Below are 14348 nucleotides of genomic sequence, written 5' to 3' on the forward strand. Positions count from 1 at the left end.
TCAGATGTGCGGGACGTCGTCGGGGATGTCGTAGAACGTGGGGTGGCGGTAGACCTTGTCGGCGCTGGGCGCGAAGAACGGGTCCTTCTCGTCGCGGGTCGAGGCGGCGATGTGCTCGCTGCGCACCACCCAGATCGAGACGCCCTCGTTGCGCCGGGTGTACAGGTCGCGGGCGTGGGTGAGCGCCATCCGGTCGTCGGCGGCGTGCAGCGAGCCCACGTGGACGTGGTTCAGTCCGCGCTTGCCGCGCACGAACACCTCGTACAGCGGCCAGTCCTGCTTCTCGGGGGTCATGCCACCGCTCCCTTCTTCGCGCGGGCGGCCTGCTTGGCCGCGTGGGCGGTGGCCGCCTCCCGCACCCAGGCGCCCTCTTCGTGGGCGCTCCTGCGCCGCTGCATCCGCTGGGCGTTGCACGGGCCGTCGCCCTTGATGACCCGCATCAGCTCGTCCCAGTCGGGGGTGCCGAAGTCGTGGTGGCCGCGCTCGGCGTTCCAGCGCAGCTCGGGGTCGGGCAGGGTGACGCCGAGCTTCTCGGCCTGCGGGACGGTCATGTCGACGAAGCGCTGGCGCAGTTCGTCGTTGCTGTGCCGCTTGATCTTCCAGGCCATGGACTGCCCGGAGTTGGGCGAGGCGTCGTCGGGCGGGCCGAACATCATCAGGGACGGCCACCACCAGCGGTTCACCGCGTCCTGCACCATCTCCCGCTGGGCGTCGGTGCCGCGCATCATCGTCATCAGCAGCTCGTAGCCCTGCCGCTGGTGGAACGACTCCTCCTTGCAGATCCGCACCATCGCGCGCGCGTACGGCCCGTAGGAGCTGCGGCACAGCGGGACCTGGTTGCAGATCGCGGCGCCGTCCACGAACCAGCCGATCACGCCGACGTCGGCGAAGCTCAGCGTCGGGTAGTTGAAGATCGACGAGTACTTCTGGCGGCCCTCGATCAGCCGGTTCGTCAGATCGGCGCGGTCGACGCCCAGGGTCTCCGCCGCCGAGTACAGGTACAGGCCGTGTCCGGCCTCGTCCTGCACCTTGGCGAAGAGGATCGCCTTGCGGCGCAGGGACGGCGCCTTGGTGATCCACTCGCCCTCGGGCTGCATGCCGATGATCTCCGAGTGGGCGTGCTGCGCGATCTGGCGGATCAGCGTCTTGCGGTAGCCGTCCGGCATCCAGTCACGCGGCTCGATCCGCTGGTCGCGGGCGATCGTCGCGTCGAAGTGCTCCTGTGGGCGCTCCTCGGGCGGTGCCTCGGCGGAGTGTGAAATCGTCATCGATACCAGCTTCCCAACCGACCATTCGTTCGGTATCAGTGTGACGTCTTTCCCGGGCCGGAGCAAGACCCCTTGGACCGACGAAAACGGCCCAGGGTACCCGCGGGGGGTACCTGGGCCGTTGTCGCCGGAGGCCGTCGGCCTCACACGTTGGGCACCTTCAGCTTGTCCCAGCTGACCTTGCCGGGGATGCCGTCCGCGTCCTTGCCCTTGAAGCCGAGCTTGTGCTGCCAGGCGGCGTAGGAGCGGCGGTCGGCCTCGGTCCACTCCGGGCTCGGCCCCTCCTCGTAGCGGCCGCAGCCCTCGGCGACCAGGCGGCGCCCCATGGCCGTGATGACCGGGGACTTCTGACCGATGTGGAAGAAGCCGCTGCCCGGGAACGGCTCGTACGTCGGCTTGGGCGCGGGCTTCGGATCGGGGGTGGGCTCACCGCCCCCGCCGCCCTTCAGTCGCTGCGCTATGCGCTTGCGCATCCCGTCCATGGTGAAGCCGCGCGGGTCCGTCTTGCCGGGCTGCCACTCCTTGTGGCCGATGACCGAGCGCTCGCTCCAGCCGTGGTGGCGGCAGATCGCGGCCGAGACCTTCTCGATGGCCTCCTTCTGCGCCTCGGGCCAGGGGTCCTTGCCGTCGCCGAGGTTGATGCACTCGAAGCCGTAGAAGCGCGCGTTGCCGTCGGCGTCGGCCTCGTTGTCGTGCGGCAGCTTCGACTCGTTGATCACGGCGCGCAGGACGTCGCTGTCGCCCAGCCCGGCGTGGTTGGCGCGGCCGTTGCCGACGAGGTGGACGTGGCCCTTCTTGTCGATGACGCCGTGGCACAGCGGGCCCGGCAGGCCGGAGTAGCCGTTGTAGCAGATGTTCACCGAGGCCTCGGTGCCCTTGGTGACGGTGTGGTGGATCATCACGCCGTTCACTGGGCCCCAGGGGCCCTTGCTGTTGCGGTTGTGGGTGCGCCAGCTGCGGACCTCGTGGACCGTCAGGCCCTCCGCGCGGAGGATCTCCACCATCTTGGACGCGCTCAGGGGCTTGGCCATTACTCGTCTCCCTCCGCCGCCGCCTCCGCCTCCGCCGTGGTCTGGGACCTCCCGCCCGACGGGTCCTCCGCCAGCTGCTCCTCGCGGCGGGCCTGTTCCTCCGCCGCGAGCGTCGCCTCGTCCGCGGCCGGGATGCTGCTGGCCAGCGGGTTGAAGGCGAGGCGCAGGTCGACGGTGCCGTCCTCGCCCTTGACCAGGGCCAGCGGCGCGAAGCTGCGGACGATGCCGGAGGGCCCCTGGAGCAGCGGGCGGCGCGCCGCGTCCGTGGGCCACTCGACGCTGCCGGTGGCCGTGCGGGCGGGGATGATCCAGTGGTCGCCGGTGCGGTAGGTGGCGCCCTTGGCGAAGTACACCTCGACGCCGTCCTCCAGCGGCAGCCACTCCCCCTCCGCGACCGGGATCGCGCCGCCCTTCAGCGCGGTCGTACGGCCCTTGCGCCTCGGGCCCTCGTGGTGGTCCCAGCGGCGCAGGAACGGGTTGAGGTGTGGCAGCCGCCCGACGGACGGGTCGGGCTCGGCGTTCAGGCGCACCCGGCGGCCCGGCAGGTCCAGCTCCTCGACCCGCAGCAGCGGCAGTGGCTCCAGGCGGGAGGCGTAGGCGGTGTCGACGAACTCGACGTGGTCGCCGACGTCCAGGTCCAGCTTGTCGTCGTGGCCGAGGGACGCCAACTGCACCCAGGTGCCGTCGAGTTCGTCGACCGGGAAGACGACGGAACCGTTCTCGCGGGACCACTTGAAGGTGGCGTCCTTGGCCTCGCCACCCGCGTGGACCTCGACGCGGTACAGCTGGTTCTCCGGGCCGCGGTAGCGGGCGTCGGGCTTGACCAGGCAGGGGTCCTCGTCGGCGTGGTCGGGCCGCTCGCTGCGGGCGGCGAGGCGCGCGGTCGGCGTGGCCTGCCGGCGCGCCCACTTGTCGAAGGCGGCCCGGACGACCTCCTTGGACGGGTTGCTCTCCTCGATCTCCAGCGCGGCGAGGGAGAGCGGCAGCACCTGCCAGACGACCTTCACGCGGGCGGCGGTGTCCGGCATGGCCGCGCCGAGCGCCACCTCGCGCAGCGCCGGGTCCTCGGCGGCGGAGACGGCTCGCTCCCAGACCTTCAGGTACACCACGAAGGGCGACTGGGCGGGCGAGGGCAGCCGGTCGCCGGGCTTCTCCGGGTCGCGGAAGCCGTCGGGCTGGTCCCAGTAGGTCCAGTGGGCGGGCGGGGCGGCGGTGTCCTGCTCCGCGGCGTCCTCCGAGTCCTCGTCCGGGACGGGCACGCCGGGCGCTGGGCGGGTCGCGTCGCACAGGATGCCGTTGACGTAGTAGCGGCCGCCGTGGATGAAGAGCGTGTCGATCTCGTGCTTGCCGCCCACGTAGTCGATCTTGAAGCCCGCCGCGTCGCGCGGTCCGCCGTGCCGGCCGATCAGGTCGGCGGCGAGGGTGCGGGCCTGGTGGAGCTGGATCGCGGTCTGCTCGTTGATGTCGGCGTCGAGCTGGACGCGCCCCTGCTGGGCGATGACCGCCGAGTAGCGCCGCTGCGGGCGGAACGTGAGGCGGGAGAGGTCAGCGTGCATGAAGGGGGTCCCCCTGGTTCAGGAAAGTGCGGGAAGGGCTTACGGCGGCGGCGCTCATGTCACGAAGAAGATCCCGGCGTCCGTGCCCGCCGGGGTGTACTCCGCGAGCCGTGCCCTGAGGCCGTCCTCGCGCTGCGGCCGGTAGAGGTCGTGGAAGGCGCCCATCTCGGCTCCGTCGTCCGCGCCGCGCCGGATCTCCTCGGCGCACCGGTCGGCGAGCAGCCCGTACCAGGGCGTGCCGTACCGCTCGGAGGTGAACAACGGCCTTACGCGACCGGCCTGTTCGGGCCCGGCCAGGTCGGGCTGGCAGCGGTACCGGCGCGGGGTGCGCGACCCGGTGGGCACGTACGAGTACCGCATGCAGCCGATGCCGCGCCGGGCCACGTGCAGCCTGCCGGTGAGGATCGAGTTCTCGGCGATCTTCACGGCGTGGGTGTGGATCTCGCCGATCACGGTCGTGCGGTGCAGATGCAGTACGGCATGCGCGTGCCGGCAGTCCGGTGCGGACAGCGCCTCGCGGTGGTGACCGGTGGCGTCGAGGATGCTGTCGCGGAGGTGGATGTCGAGGGGTTCCTCGCTCACCTCGTCGCCGATGACCTCGATGGTGCCGAGGACGCTGTGCTCGATCTGGAGGCAAGCGGTGGTGCGTTCCAGGACGATGCTGGGTTCCTCGGGCGAGTGCGGCTCGCACTCGGGTTCCAGGGACCAGCCGGGGACGAGCGTGGAGTGCCGTACGACGACCGCGCCCATGGGGCCGGTGACGTTGATGCCGCGTCCGGCGACCAGCAGGCCGTCGAGGACGATGCGGGGACGCTCGTGCGGGGCGCAGTCCTCCGACACCGCGCGGATGTTGAGGGCGTCGGGGCGGTTGCTGTACCAGTCGAGCAGGCGTATCACCGGGCGGGTGCCCTCGGCGGCCCGCACTTCCAGGCGGTCGCCGGGGTCGAGGTCGAAGTCCAGCTGCTCCTGGTAGGCGCCGCTGTGCGTGATCTCGATGATGCCGTCGGGGCCGGTCCGGTCGGCCCGGCGGTCGTGCTGCCAGGCCCGGTAGGCGTCCATGATCTGGCGGTACGGCTGTCCGGGGCCGACGCGGTACACCTCGGCGTCGGGACGGGGCTCGCGGTCGAGGCGGTCGTACTCGCCGCCGCCCATGTCCGCGGCGGACGCGTAGTGGTAGTCCACCCAGACGCCCTGCCGGGGCGCCGACCGCGACCCGAACGCGATCCGGCCGAGCTCCGGGTCCACCGCGACCTGACCACGCTTGGGCCGGTAACGCCAGTCGGTCAGGTCGGCGACCACGATGTCCGACGGCGGTACCGGCTGGTCCTCGCCGTCGCGCCGGATGACGAGGCTCTTGCCGGGGCCGTAGTAGTCGGCGAGCCGGTCGTGGAGCCGGCGGCGGGTGACGAACGCCGGGACGTTGTCGATGGTCGCGATGTGCGTGGGCGACGGCTCCGGGAACGGCTTGGTGACCAGCGGGGTGTCGTTGCCCAGGATCGAGAAGGTGTAGAGGTTGCGGGCACGGTCGATGCAGTACGCCGGGGACTGCGTGAGCGAGTGCGCCTTCAGCCGCCAGACGAAGAGCGCGACCCCGCCCGGAGTCCAACCACCCTGCCGGTGGCGGGAGTTCGCGTTGCGGACGTCGACCGTGCGCGCCGTCGCGCCGAAGGGGCCGCCCGCGAGGTCGAGGGCGGAGTTGTCGCGCAGGTCGACGAGACGGCCGCGCTCGCCGCGGTTGACGCCTGTGGCGCCGTACAGCTTCACGGGCTGGGTGTGGGACACCTGCCGGGACAGCTCGACGGCGCGGGCGGGCCAGCCGGTGACCTGCGCGGAGAATTCCTCCAGGAGGTGGAGGGTGCCCTTGCGGCGGCGGCCCGCGACTGTCGCGGCCACGTCGGCGCGCGGGGCGACGGCCTCGGCGAGGGCGGCACGGCCACCCTCGTGCAGACCGGTCGTCAGGACGCGCTCGTAGCCGGGCAGGGTGCGGTAGCCGACCAGGTCGCCGAGGTACGGCAGCACCCAGGGCGCAGCCGTCTCCACGAACAGGTCCTCGTAGCCCTGCTGTACGCCGTCGCGGACCCGGTCGAGCTGCTCGGCGATCACCGCGAGGAGCGCGCGCAGCGGCTCGCCCTCCTCGGCGTCGCGGAGCAGGTGCCAGCGGGGCAGCAGCGCGGCGAGCCCGTCGGGTTCCCTGGACGCCGTCGCAGGGGCCTGCGTCTCGAACTGGACGTCCGGGGACATCACTTGACCTCCGTCAGAATCAGGGTGTCCGCGGCCTTCGGCGACAGCAGCGCGAGCTGGGCCGGCCGGATACCGCGGAAGACGAACACCGACCGGCCCTTGGCCAGGCGCCGGGTGTCGGTGATGTCGGGGTTCAGGCGCAGGAGTTCGGCGAGCGGGACGCCGTACCTGGCGCAGATCTCCGACAGCGTCTCGCCGTTCGCGGCGCGGACCGTGTGGACCTTCTCGTCGTACGCCGCCGGGTGTGCCGGGACGGAGGACTTGGGCGGACCGGGGTCGGTGAGGATCCCGGTGAGTTCCTCGGGCGTCGCGGACGCGGGGACGCCGGTGAAGACGTCGACGTCCATGTAGTCGACGCCGGGCACGGAGTGCGCCGTGGCCAGGACGTCGGAGAGACGCGCCGGCCGGCCCAACTCACGGCCTTCGTAACCCAGTCGGCGCAGCAGGGCCTGGCGCAGCCGCGGCTCGACGACCTCCCAGGCGTGGTCGGGAGCGACCTTCACCTCGGCGGCGACGAGCAGCAGGACCAGCTCGCGCACGTCCACCCGGACGGGAAGGTTCATGTCCCCGTACTCGGTGAGCGCTCCCCGCAGAGCCTTCAGCGTGTCCGAGTCGCCGTCGATCGGCACGTCGTCCGTGCCGGCGACCGTCACATGCAGCACGCGCCGCCGCCCGTCGAAGAGTTCACGCGCGGCGGCCCGGCCGATGCCGGCGCGGGAGCGGGCGAAGTCCTCGTAGTCGGACGCGGAGACCAGACGGTCCAGGGCCGACACGGCGAGCGGGATGGTGCGGCGGGTCAGGCCGGGGCCGTCCGCGTCGGCGCCGCCCTTGGCCGGGCGCGGGTTGGTGACCTGGGTGACGCCGAGCGGGCGGGTGAGGGGCTGGGTGATGCGGTCGGCGGCGACGTTGGCGGCCTTGCCGGTGCCGAAGCGGTAGCGGGCCCGGACGTTCTCGTGGCCGGAGGGCAGCCGGGCGCCGTTGACGCCGTCGCCGAAGGTCACCGTCGTACGGCCGTCGGCGGTGGAGCCGGTGATGTAGACCCGCTCGCCCGGGCCGCGCCCGGCGAGGCTGTCGACCTCGTGCCAGAGCACGCCGTCGACCCGGATCTCCAGGACCGGGGTGGCGCCGAGGGGGTTGTCGTCGGCGAGCCAGGTGAGCGGGGACTGCCACAGCGCGAACGTCTGGTTCACACGGTCGGAGTCGCCGCTGCCGATGGCCTCCTCGCGGCTCTCGCCGTGGGTGGCCTCGACGACGTTGCCCATGATCCTGACCGTCTCGCGGCGGTAGCGGTGCGCGAGGTCGGCGGTCAGGGTGAGCCTGGTGTGGATGTGGTCGCCGGGCAGTCGGCGGTCGACGGCCGGGTCCGCGGCGGCGATCGTGACGACCTCGGTGGCCCGCACGCCCGCGGTGCCCGGGATGTCGCTGCGCTCGCCGCTGACGATGAGCCTGCGTCCGGGCCGCAGCCCGTCGTGCAGCTCGGCGAGTTCGATCTCGTTGCCGTGGATGTCCTCGCCGAGGGGTTCGTCGGCGAGGCGGAGCGGCTCGCCGGCCGCGTGGACGGTGGTGTCGCGGATGTGTGAGAGCAGGACGTCGAACTCGTCCAGCCACGGGTCGGCGAGGGTGAGTTCGGTGCCGCGCCCGGTGATGCCGTAGTTGGTGTACGCCGCCGTACGCGCCGCGACGACCTGGGTCGTGACGAAGGCGAGCCTGGCGTCGCCGGGGACGCCGTCCTGAGCGCCCTTGGCCGGGCGCTGGATGGCGACCCAGCTGCCGACCGTGATGCCGGTGTGCACGGTGTCCAGCTGGAGGACGCGGCGGTTGAGGGGCCCGGGCTTGCTGGCGATCACGACCTCGACGTTGGGCTCGGTGGTGCCCGTCGTGTACTTGAGGCTGACCTCGTACTCGCCGTGGGTGAACTGCTCGCTGGTGTTCGGCCGCAGCGCGATCTGCTCGGACGTGCCGTTGTGGACGCCGACGTGGACCAGGCCCTCGTCGTCCGGCCGGGACACGAAGAGCGTGCGCTCGGGCAGGCCGGAGTGGAAGCGTGCCGTGACTCCGGGTTCCTGGGAGTCGGTGGGGCGGCGGTTGAGCCAGCTGAGGTCACGGTCCTGGCCGGAGCGTACGGACAGCTCGGCCTGGCCCGTGCCGAGCGGGAACCTGACCGGCTGGGTGACCGGCAGGTTCTCGGCGCGCTGGTCGGAGCTGCTGCCCTCGACGTACTGGAACTCGGCCCTCACCGGCGTCCGGCCCGACGTGTCGTACACGACGCGCATGCTCGCCAGCACGGCACCCGTGAGCGGCCAGTCGGCGGTGCGGATGACCCGGCCGCGGTCGTCCTGGACCGGCTTGAGCGGGGCCGTGGCGCCGAAGGGGACGGCCGTGACCCGCATGGCGAGCAGTTCGCGGAGGAGTTGGGGGGTGCCGGGGGCGGCGGCCGTCCGCCACGCCGGGTACAGGGTGCCGAGACCGGGGTTCAGGGCGGAGAGCAGGCGGGCGGTGTCGCTGCCCGGGCGCTGGGGGCCGCTGCCGCCACGCGGGGCGGGAGTTGAGGCGCGCAGGGCGGGGAGGACCGCTCCCAGGGCTTCGAGGGCGGCGGTGCGCGAATCGCCCTGAAGGGGCGCGGGGCTGTATCGATTGGCGGCTCCGCCGCGGGGCGCGACCAGACCCGACGGCGCAGCAGACGACTGACTGGCCGATTCAGCCGTCTGTGCTGGTGCCAGCTCCAACGCGCGCTGGGCCAGTTCCGCCAGCACCGCCTCCAGCCGCTCGAACCACGCCGCCACGTCCTCGTAGGGCTCGGCCAGCACCTGCGCCTCGCCGAGCCGCGCCACGGGCTCCGCAAGCCGGGCCGCAAGCCGCTCGGGCGTCTTGATGCCGTCCAAGTCGTCCCGCAGCGGCGCGAGGAGCTGGTCCTCGAAGTCCTCGATCAGCCGGCTGACCGGCCGCGGGTTGGGCACCTCGGGCGTCGGCGGCTCGTCGCCGGGCTCACCCGGGGCCTGCGGCGCCGCCGTCCAGCGCCGCACCTCGTCGACGAGCTCCTTCAGGGTCGGCGGGGCGGACTTCGGCAGGGAGATCGCCGTGATCTCGTCGTCCCGGTCCACACGCGCCCTGGCCACCGGCAGCAGCTTGCGCTCGCCGCCCGCCCGTTCACCGAAGACGAAGAGCAACTGGTCCCCGGTCTGCAGCGAGTTCGCCGTGCCCTCGACGAAGATCTCCGAGCGGCGCTCCAGGTCCTCCGGTGTGACGAGGGAGGGGCGCCGGCGGCGGACCTTCAGCTCGTTCCAGTCCCAGCGGGCCGTCAGGTCGCGGCTCGTCTCGAAGGTCAGGGACTGCTCGTCGGCGGAGGCGGGCACGCTGTGGCTGCGGGCACCGCGCGGGATGGTGACCGGCAGGGCCTCGGCGCGCGGGTCGCGTTCCAGGGTGTACGCCAGGTGCGTGGCGGCGGCGACGCCGGGGCGCGGGCGGTGGCCGACGAGGCGGCCGAGCAGGACCAGGGAGCGGTGCTCGTTGGCCGTACGGATGTAGGCCTCGTCCGCTATGCGCTCGGAGTGGAAGGTGAGCAGGTCACCGAGGACGGCGGTGGCGTCGAGCAGGCCGATCGCCGGGTCGTCCGGTGTGCGCACGGTCAGCCCGTTGAGGGCCGGGTACGCCGGTGAGGCGAGGCGGTCGAGGAGGGCTGCCAGGAAGGAGCCGTACTCGCCGACGCGGTAGTCGAGGGCGGTGCGGCCGGGCGGGTTGTGCACGGGGGCCGGGGCGAGGCGCTCGTCGTGGCCGCCGCGGCAGGCGCCGCCGCAGGTGCACTCGTCGGTGATCGTGCCCTCGGTCATCGCTGACTCGGTCATCGGGCACCTCCCAGGGAAATCGCCAGCCGGCCGTTCTCCGGCCGGTCCGGGTCGTTGTCACAGGTGGCGATCTCCAGCGGGCCGAGCCGCAGCACGCCGTCCTCCCTCTCTCCTCGGTCCGGCTCGAACAGCCGTTGCAGCCGGGCGACTTGGACGCTCTCCACGCCGGGCACGGCCGCCGCGACGGCGACCAGACGGCTGAGCCGTACCGGTTCGCCGAAGGTCAGGGCGTCCGGGTGGAAGAAGCCGAGGCGTCCGTCGGCGAGGCGGCCGTTGCCCAGGACGCGGTACAGCTCGGCCAGGATCTGCCCGTGCTGGTGGCCGGGCCTGGCGCACACGGTGAGCGCGATGTCCAGCGGGACCAGACGCGCGGCGCCGACCACGAGGTCGTGGCCGATGCGCCGGTACGGCTCCAGGGACTGGGCGACCGAGCTGAGCAGGTCGGCCGACGGGGCGCCGGTGCCGTACGCGTCGATCGCGATGTGCGCCTCCTGGACGCTGCCGGTCCAGCGCAGCTCCGCCGCCGCCCGCTGCACGCCGGGCAGGGCGGTGGCGAGGGCCGCGTAGTCCTCGGCGGTGACCGCGCGCAGGCGGGTGCGGCGCAGGTCGAGCGGGGCCAGCTGGCGTACTTGCTCGACGGGTTCGGGCTCGGTGCCGCCGGTGGCGGGCAGCGGGTTGCGGACCACGGCGGCGGGCGGGGGCTCGCAGTCGGACTGGACGACGAGGTGGTTGATGGCCTCCGCGCCGACGTTGCCCGCGGTGCCGCCGCCGAGCCGGTGGTGCAGGGCGAGCCGGGATCCGGGCGTCGGCCTCGCGCCGTGCCGTCCGTCGCCGAAGCGCAGGGCGAGGCGGCCGTCGTCCTCGAGTTCGCCGACGAAGTGCCGGTCGCGGGGGCCGCTGTCGAGCAGGTCGCGGCGCGGCTCCCAGACCGTGTCGTCGTCCTCCTCATGGAGGCGTACGGCGGGCAGGGCGCGGCGCGGGTCCTGGTCGAGCGCGCTGGTGGCCGAGCCTCGCAGCACCGGCTCCTCGGGGTGCAGACCCGCCGCGTACGCCGGGCCCCAGCTGTGGGCGATCTCCCAGGCGATGCCGCCGTCGAGGACGGTGCCCGCGCGGGCGCGTGCGGTGAGGACCTCGATGCGGCGCAGCTTTGCGTCGAGCAACTGGTCGCTGCGGTACAGGAGTTCGCGCAGGGCACGGACGGGGTGGCGGCGCAGGTCGATCCGTTCAAGGATCTTCAGGCCGTAGATCACGGCGAGTTCGGCGATCTCGGCGTCGGTGAGGCCGTCCCGGTCGCGGGCGCTGCGCCACAGCTCGACGAGCCGCTGCCGGACCCGTCCCGGGATCGCGGCGATCCGCTCGGCCTGTCCGGCGGCGACGGTGCCGAGGTCGGGGAACGGCACGGCCTGCGCCACGGGGACGCGGCCGAGGACGGGACGGAAGCGGGGCCGGATGCCCGGGTAGACGGACTGGGCGAGCAGCGTACGCAGGGCGCCGGCCTGGGCGTATGCGGTGCCCGGGACGACGCGCTCGTGGCGCTGCCCGGCCCGCTCCAGGCCGATCCCGGCCCTTGCGGTCGCGCCCTCGCCGACCACCTGGAACAGTTCCCGGACGTCGTCCGGGGTGAGCGTCTCGCCCGATTCGGCCTTGTCCGTCAGGGAGTTGACGAGCCGGGCGGGCGCGTTGCCCTCGTCGCGGTCGGCGCAGCCGAAGGCGGGCGGGTCGCAGGGCGCGACGACAGCGGGCACCTGCGGGACCGTGAACGTCTCGGGCAGCCCGTGCAGGGTGCGGCCGTGGTCGACGAGGACGACGTTGCCGCGGGCGAGGGTCACGTCCTCCACGGGCAGGCAGTCGCGGCCGCCGCGGGTGGTCAGGCAGAGCGGGAAGCGAAGGGCGTCCTCGGTGGCCCAGGTGACCTCCAGGACCGGCTGGTCCTCGATGCGGTCGACGGCGGGGGTGACGGAGGTGAGGCGCACGGCCTGCCGGTGGCTCGGGTCGGCGTCGCCGGGAGTGCCGGTGCGCGGGCCCTTGACCTCCTCCAGGACGAGCAGGTCGCCGGGCCGGAGGTCGAGTCGGCGCTCGCGGCAGGTCTCCGGGTCGACCCACTCGTCGCGCAGGGTGGCGGAGGTGGCGCCCTTCGGCAGGGTGCACACCTCGCCGCCCCAGGTCCACAGGCGGATCGCGTTGTGCGCGACGCGCAGCTGGAGCGGGTCGGCGGTGACGACGGGCTCGAAGACCTCCACCGAGCCGCGCTCGTCCAGGTCGCCGAGGTCGGCCTCGTCGATGACCGTGCCGGGTTCGGGGCGGTCGTGCGGGTCGAGGGTGCGGACGTCGACGGAGGCGAAGCGGTAGGTGCCCGGGGCGAGCGTGTGGTCGCCGGCGGTCTCGACGGCGACGTACGCCCGGGCGGTGCAGCCGTCGTGCATCGCGTAGTCGATGAGCCGGACGTGACGCCGTACGGAGACCCGGCGGCGCGCGGTGTCGAGGTAGGCCTCGGTGGCGACCGCGTCCTGCTGGTAGCTGATCTGGTCGCCGGTGTACGCGAGCAGCTCGACGAGGGTCATGCCCAGATCGGCGGGGTTGCGCTCGACCCAGTCGGGGGTGGTCAGCGCGAGCCGGTCGAGGAGCAGCTTGCGGATGGTGTCGTAGTCGCGGGCCGTGTAGTCGATGACCGGCGCGGACGGGAAGCCCTCGCGCTCCGGCTCGTCCTCCTTGCAGTCGAAGGGGGTCGGGCAGTCGGGCCGGAAGGCGAAGGTCGCGCTGTGGTAGCGCTGGTCGAAGCCGCGGTACGGCTCCGTCCCCGGCCGTCCGTACGGGTCGGTCTCGACGAGGGAGAGCCGGTAGCGGGAGGTGTCGCCGGCCTTGTCGAGGGTGACGTAGAGCCGGTCGTCGAGCTCGGGGTCCTCCTCGCGCTCCACGCTGACGTCCACGACGGTGATGCCGGTGACGCGGCGGCCGCCGTCGACGCGGACGTTCTCGGGCTCAAGGCCGTGCGGGGCCTTGCCGAGGAAGGTGACGGTGAGCAGCAGGCCGTCGTCGCTGACCTCGACGGAGTCCACTCCGTTGAGCTGGGCGGCGCGGACCTTGGCCCGGCGGGAGGTGGTGGTCGTACCGGTCATGCCGTGGCCCTCCCTTCGAACACGTCGTCGCGCCGGGCGCCGTCGGCACGTATGACATACGACAGGTACACACGGACGACGTGGTCCTCGCTGACCACGTCCAGGGCTTCCACCTCGATGAGATCGCCGAGCCAGCGCTGCAGCGAGGCCTGCACGGACAGTTCCAGGGTGCTGATCAGCTCGGGGCTGGTCGGGGCGAACACCAGGTCGAGCAGTCCGCAGCCGAAGTCGGGGCGCATCACACGCTCGCCGGGGCTGGTGAACAGCAGCTGCTCGATGAGGTCGTGGACGTGCTCGCCGCGCGTGGCGTGGGCGGTGCGGCCCCTGCGGTCGGCGCGGAAGGGGAACGCGATGTCGCTGCGCGGACGTCGGCTGGTGCGGCGGCTCATCGGACGGTGACCTTTCGCTGCGCGGCCTGGACGACCGGCGGTCCCTGCGGCAAGAAGGCCGCGGTGAAGCACTCGGCCGCGGAGGTGTCGAGCAGCACCGGCGCGCCGTCGACGGTGATGCCGGTGCCGTGGGCGGTCCAGCGGACCGTCACACACGGCGAGGGCACGCCGTCGACGGTGTGCGGGCAGCCGATGACGACGTAGCTGTGCGCGGCGGTGGCGACGGCGGCGCCGGCGAGGCGTACGCCGCCGGAAGGTGTGGTGGCGGGCGTGACACGGCCGCCGTGCGGACAGCCGATCACGACACCGGCGTCGAGCAGACTCCCGGACATTCTGTTTCGTCCCCCGTCTTCCTTCATCGCTTGGAGAGCACGGTCAACTGGCCCTCGTTGATGGTCACTTCGTTGCCGCGCAGCAGGATCTCGGCGCCGGCGCCGGTCGAGATGACCACGGCCTCCCTGGTGATACGGATGTACGCGCCGCCCTGGGCCTGGAGGAGGATCCCCTGCTCGGCGCCGGGCGTGTCGTTCATGACGAGCTTGTGCGCCTGCGGCGTCTGCACGACGACGGGCTTGTTCGGCGCGTCGGCCGCCAGCTCACGCCGTGCGTCGGGCGGGAGCTCGTCGGCGGCGCCGTACCAGCACCCGGTCCACACGGGGAAGCTCGGATCCCCCTGCTCGAACTCCACCCACACGCCCGCGCCCGGCGGCGGCACCACGAACTGCCCGGACTGCGGCCCGGTGAACGGCAGGCAGGGCAGCGCCCACGTCGACGGTTCGTCGCCGAGGACGTCCGGGACCTCGACGGTGACACGGCCGATGCGCAGCGGGTCGTCGTTGCTGACGACCCGGCCGCGGAACTTGCCGAGGTAGCGATTGCTGGGTGCCGCCATGGTGGAGGTGCTC

10 protein-coding genes are annotated in these 14348 nt (G+C 72.9%); all 10 read right to left on the minus strand.

The features are described 5' to 3' along the window. A complete protein-coding gene (gene paaB / locus AQI70_RS22930; protein ID WP_004003133.1) occupies window positions 1-294 on the minus strand; it encodes a 1,2-phenylacetyl-CoA epoxidase subunit PaaB in 294 nt (97 codons plus the stop codon). Beyond that, window positions 291-1268, minus strand: coding sequence for a 1,2-phenylacetyl-CoA epoxidase subunit PaaA (gene paaA, locus AQI70_RS22935; RefSeq protein ID WP_062153019.1), 978 nt, complete (start codon window positions 1266-1268; stop codon window positions 291-293). The genes paaB and paaA overlap by 4 nt, the downstream gene beginning before the upstream one ends. A 143-nt stretch (window positions 1269-1411) precedes the next feature. Continuing rightward, window positions 1412-2299, minus strand: a complete 888-nt coding sequence (locus tag AQI70_RS22940; RefSeq protein WP_062153021.1) for a peptidoglycan-binding protein — start codon at window positions 2297-2299, stop codon at window positions 1412-1414. Next, on the minus strand, window positions 2299-3855 hold the full coding sequence (locus AQI70_RS22945) for a DUF6519 domain-containing protein (protein WP_062153023.1): 1557 nt from the start codon (window positions 3853-3855) through the stop codon (window positions 2299-2301). The genes AQI70_RS22940 and AQI70_RS22945 overlap by 1 nt, the downstream gene beginning before the upstream one ends. Window positions 3856-3909: 54 nt before the next feature. Beyond that, window positions 3910-6096: a hypothetical protein gene (locus AQI70_RS22950; protein WP_062153025.1), complete on the minus strand. Its 2187-nt coding sequence runs from the start codon at window positions 6094-6096 to the stop codon at window positions 3910-3912. Further along, on the minus strand, window positions 6096-9938 hold the full coding sequence (locus AQI70_RS22955; protein WP_425264630.1) for a putative baseplate assembly protein: 3843 nt from the start codon (window positions 9936-9938) through the stop codon (window positions 6096-6098). The genes AQI70_RS22950 and AQI70_RS22955 overlap by 1 nt, the downstream gene beginning before the upstream one ends. Beyond that, on the minus strand, window positions 9935-13054 hold the full coding sequence (locus tag AQI70_RS22960; protein ID WP_062153029.1) for a putative baseplate assembly protein: 3120 nt from the start codon (window positions 13052-13054) through the stop codon (window positions 9935-9937). Before AQI70_RS22960 ends, AQI70_RS22955 begins: the two co-directional genes overlap by 4 nt. Further along, window positions 13051-13443: a GPW/gp25 family protein gene (locus AQI70_RS22965; RefSeq protein WP_062153031.1), complete on the minus strand. Its 393-nt coding sequence runs from the start codon at window positions 13441-13443 to the stop codon at window positions 13051-13053. Before AQI70_RS22965 ends, AQI70_RS22960 begins: the two co-directional genes overlap by 4 nt. Continuing rightward, entirely contained in the window at window positions 13440-13775 is a 336-nt protein-coding gene (locus AQI70_RS22970) for a hypothetical protein (protein WP_062153033.1), read from the minus strand. The genes AQI70_RS22965 and AQI70_RS22970 overlap by 4 nt, the downstream gene beginning before the upstream one ends. 23 nt (window positions 13776-13798) lie before the next feature. Then, window positions 13799-14335, minus strand: coding sequence for a phage baseplate assembly protein V (locus AQI70_RS22975; protein WP_062153035.1), 537 nt, complete (start codon window positions 14333-14335; stop codon window positions 13799-13801). Window positions 14336-14348: the final 13 nt, after the last annotated feature.

Source organism: Streptomyces curacoi (assembly GCF_001513975.1).
Classification (GTDB): Bacteria; Actinomycetota; Actinomycetes; order Streptomycetales; family Streptomycetaceae; genus Streptomyces; species Streptomyces curacoi.

What these genes read in the sequence shown, in the direction of transcription:
- paaB (WP_004003133.1), bottom strand. Translation starts at nt 294, where the DNA reads ATGACCCCCGAGAAGCAGGACTGGCCGCTGTACGAGGTGTTCGTGCGC.
- paaA (WP_062153019.1), bottom strand. Translation starts at nt 1,268, where the DNA reads ATGACGATTTCACACTCCGCCGAGGCACCGCCCGAGGAGCGCCCACAG.
- AQI70_RS22940 (WP_062153021.1), bottom strand. Translation starts at nt 2,299, where the DNA reads ATGGCCAAGCCCCTGAGCGCGTCCAAGATGGTGGAGATCCTCCGCGCG.
- AQI70_RS22945 (WP_062153023.1), bottom strand. Translation starts at nt 3,855, where the DNA reads ATGCACGCTGACCTCTCCCGCCTCACGTTCCGCCCGCAGCGGCGCTAC.
- AQI70_RS22950 (WP_062153025.1), bottom strand. Translation starts at nt 6,096, where the DNA reads ATGTCCCCGGACGTCCAGTTCGAGACGCAGGCCCCTGCGACGGCGTCC.
- AQI70_RS22955 (WP_425264630.1), bottom strand. Translation starts at nt 9,938, where the DNA reads ATGACCGAGTCAGCGATGACCGAGGGCACGATCACCGACGAGTGCACC.
- AQI70_RS22960 (WP_062153029.1), bottom strand. Translation starts at nt 13,054, where the DNA reads ATGACCGGTACGACCACCACCTCCCGCCGGGCCAAGGTCCGCGCCGCC.
- AQI70_RS22965 (WP_062153031.1), bottom strand. Translation starts at nt 13,443, where the DNA reads ATGAGCCGCCGCACCAGCCGACGTCCGCGCAGCGACATCGCGTTCCCC.
- AQI70_RS22970 (WP_062153033.1), bottom strand. Translation starts at nt 13,775, where the DNA reads ATGTCCGGGAGTCTGCTCGACGCCGGTGTCGTGATCGGCTGTCCGCAC.
- AQI70_RS22975 (WP_062153035.1), bottom strand. Translation starts at nt 14,335, where the DNA reads ATGGCGGCACCCAGCAATCGCTACCTCGGCAAGTTCCGCGGCCGGGTC.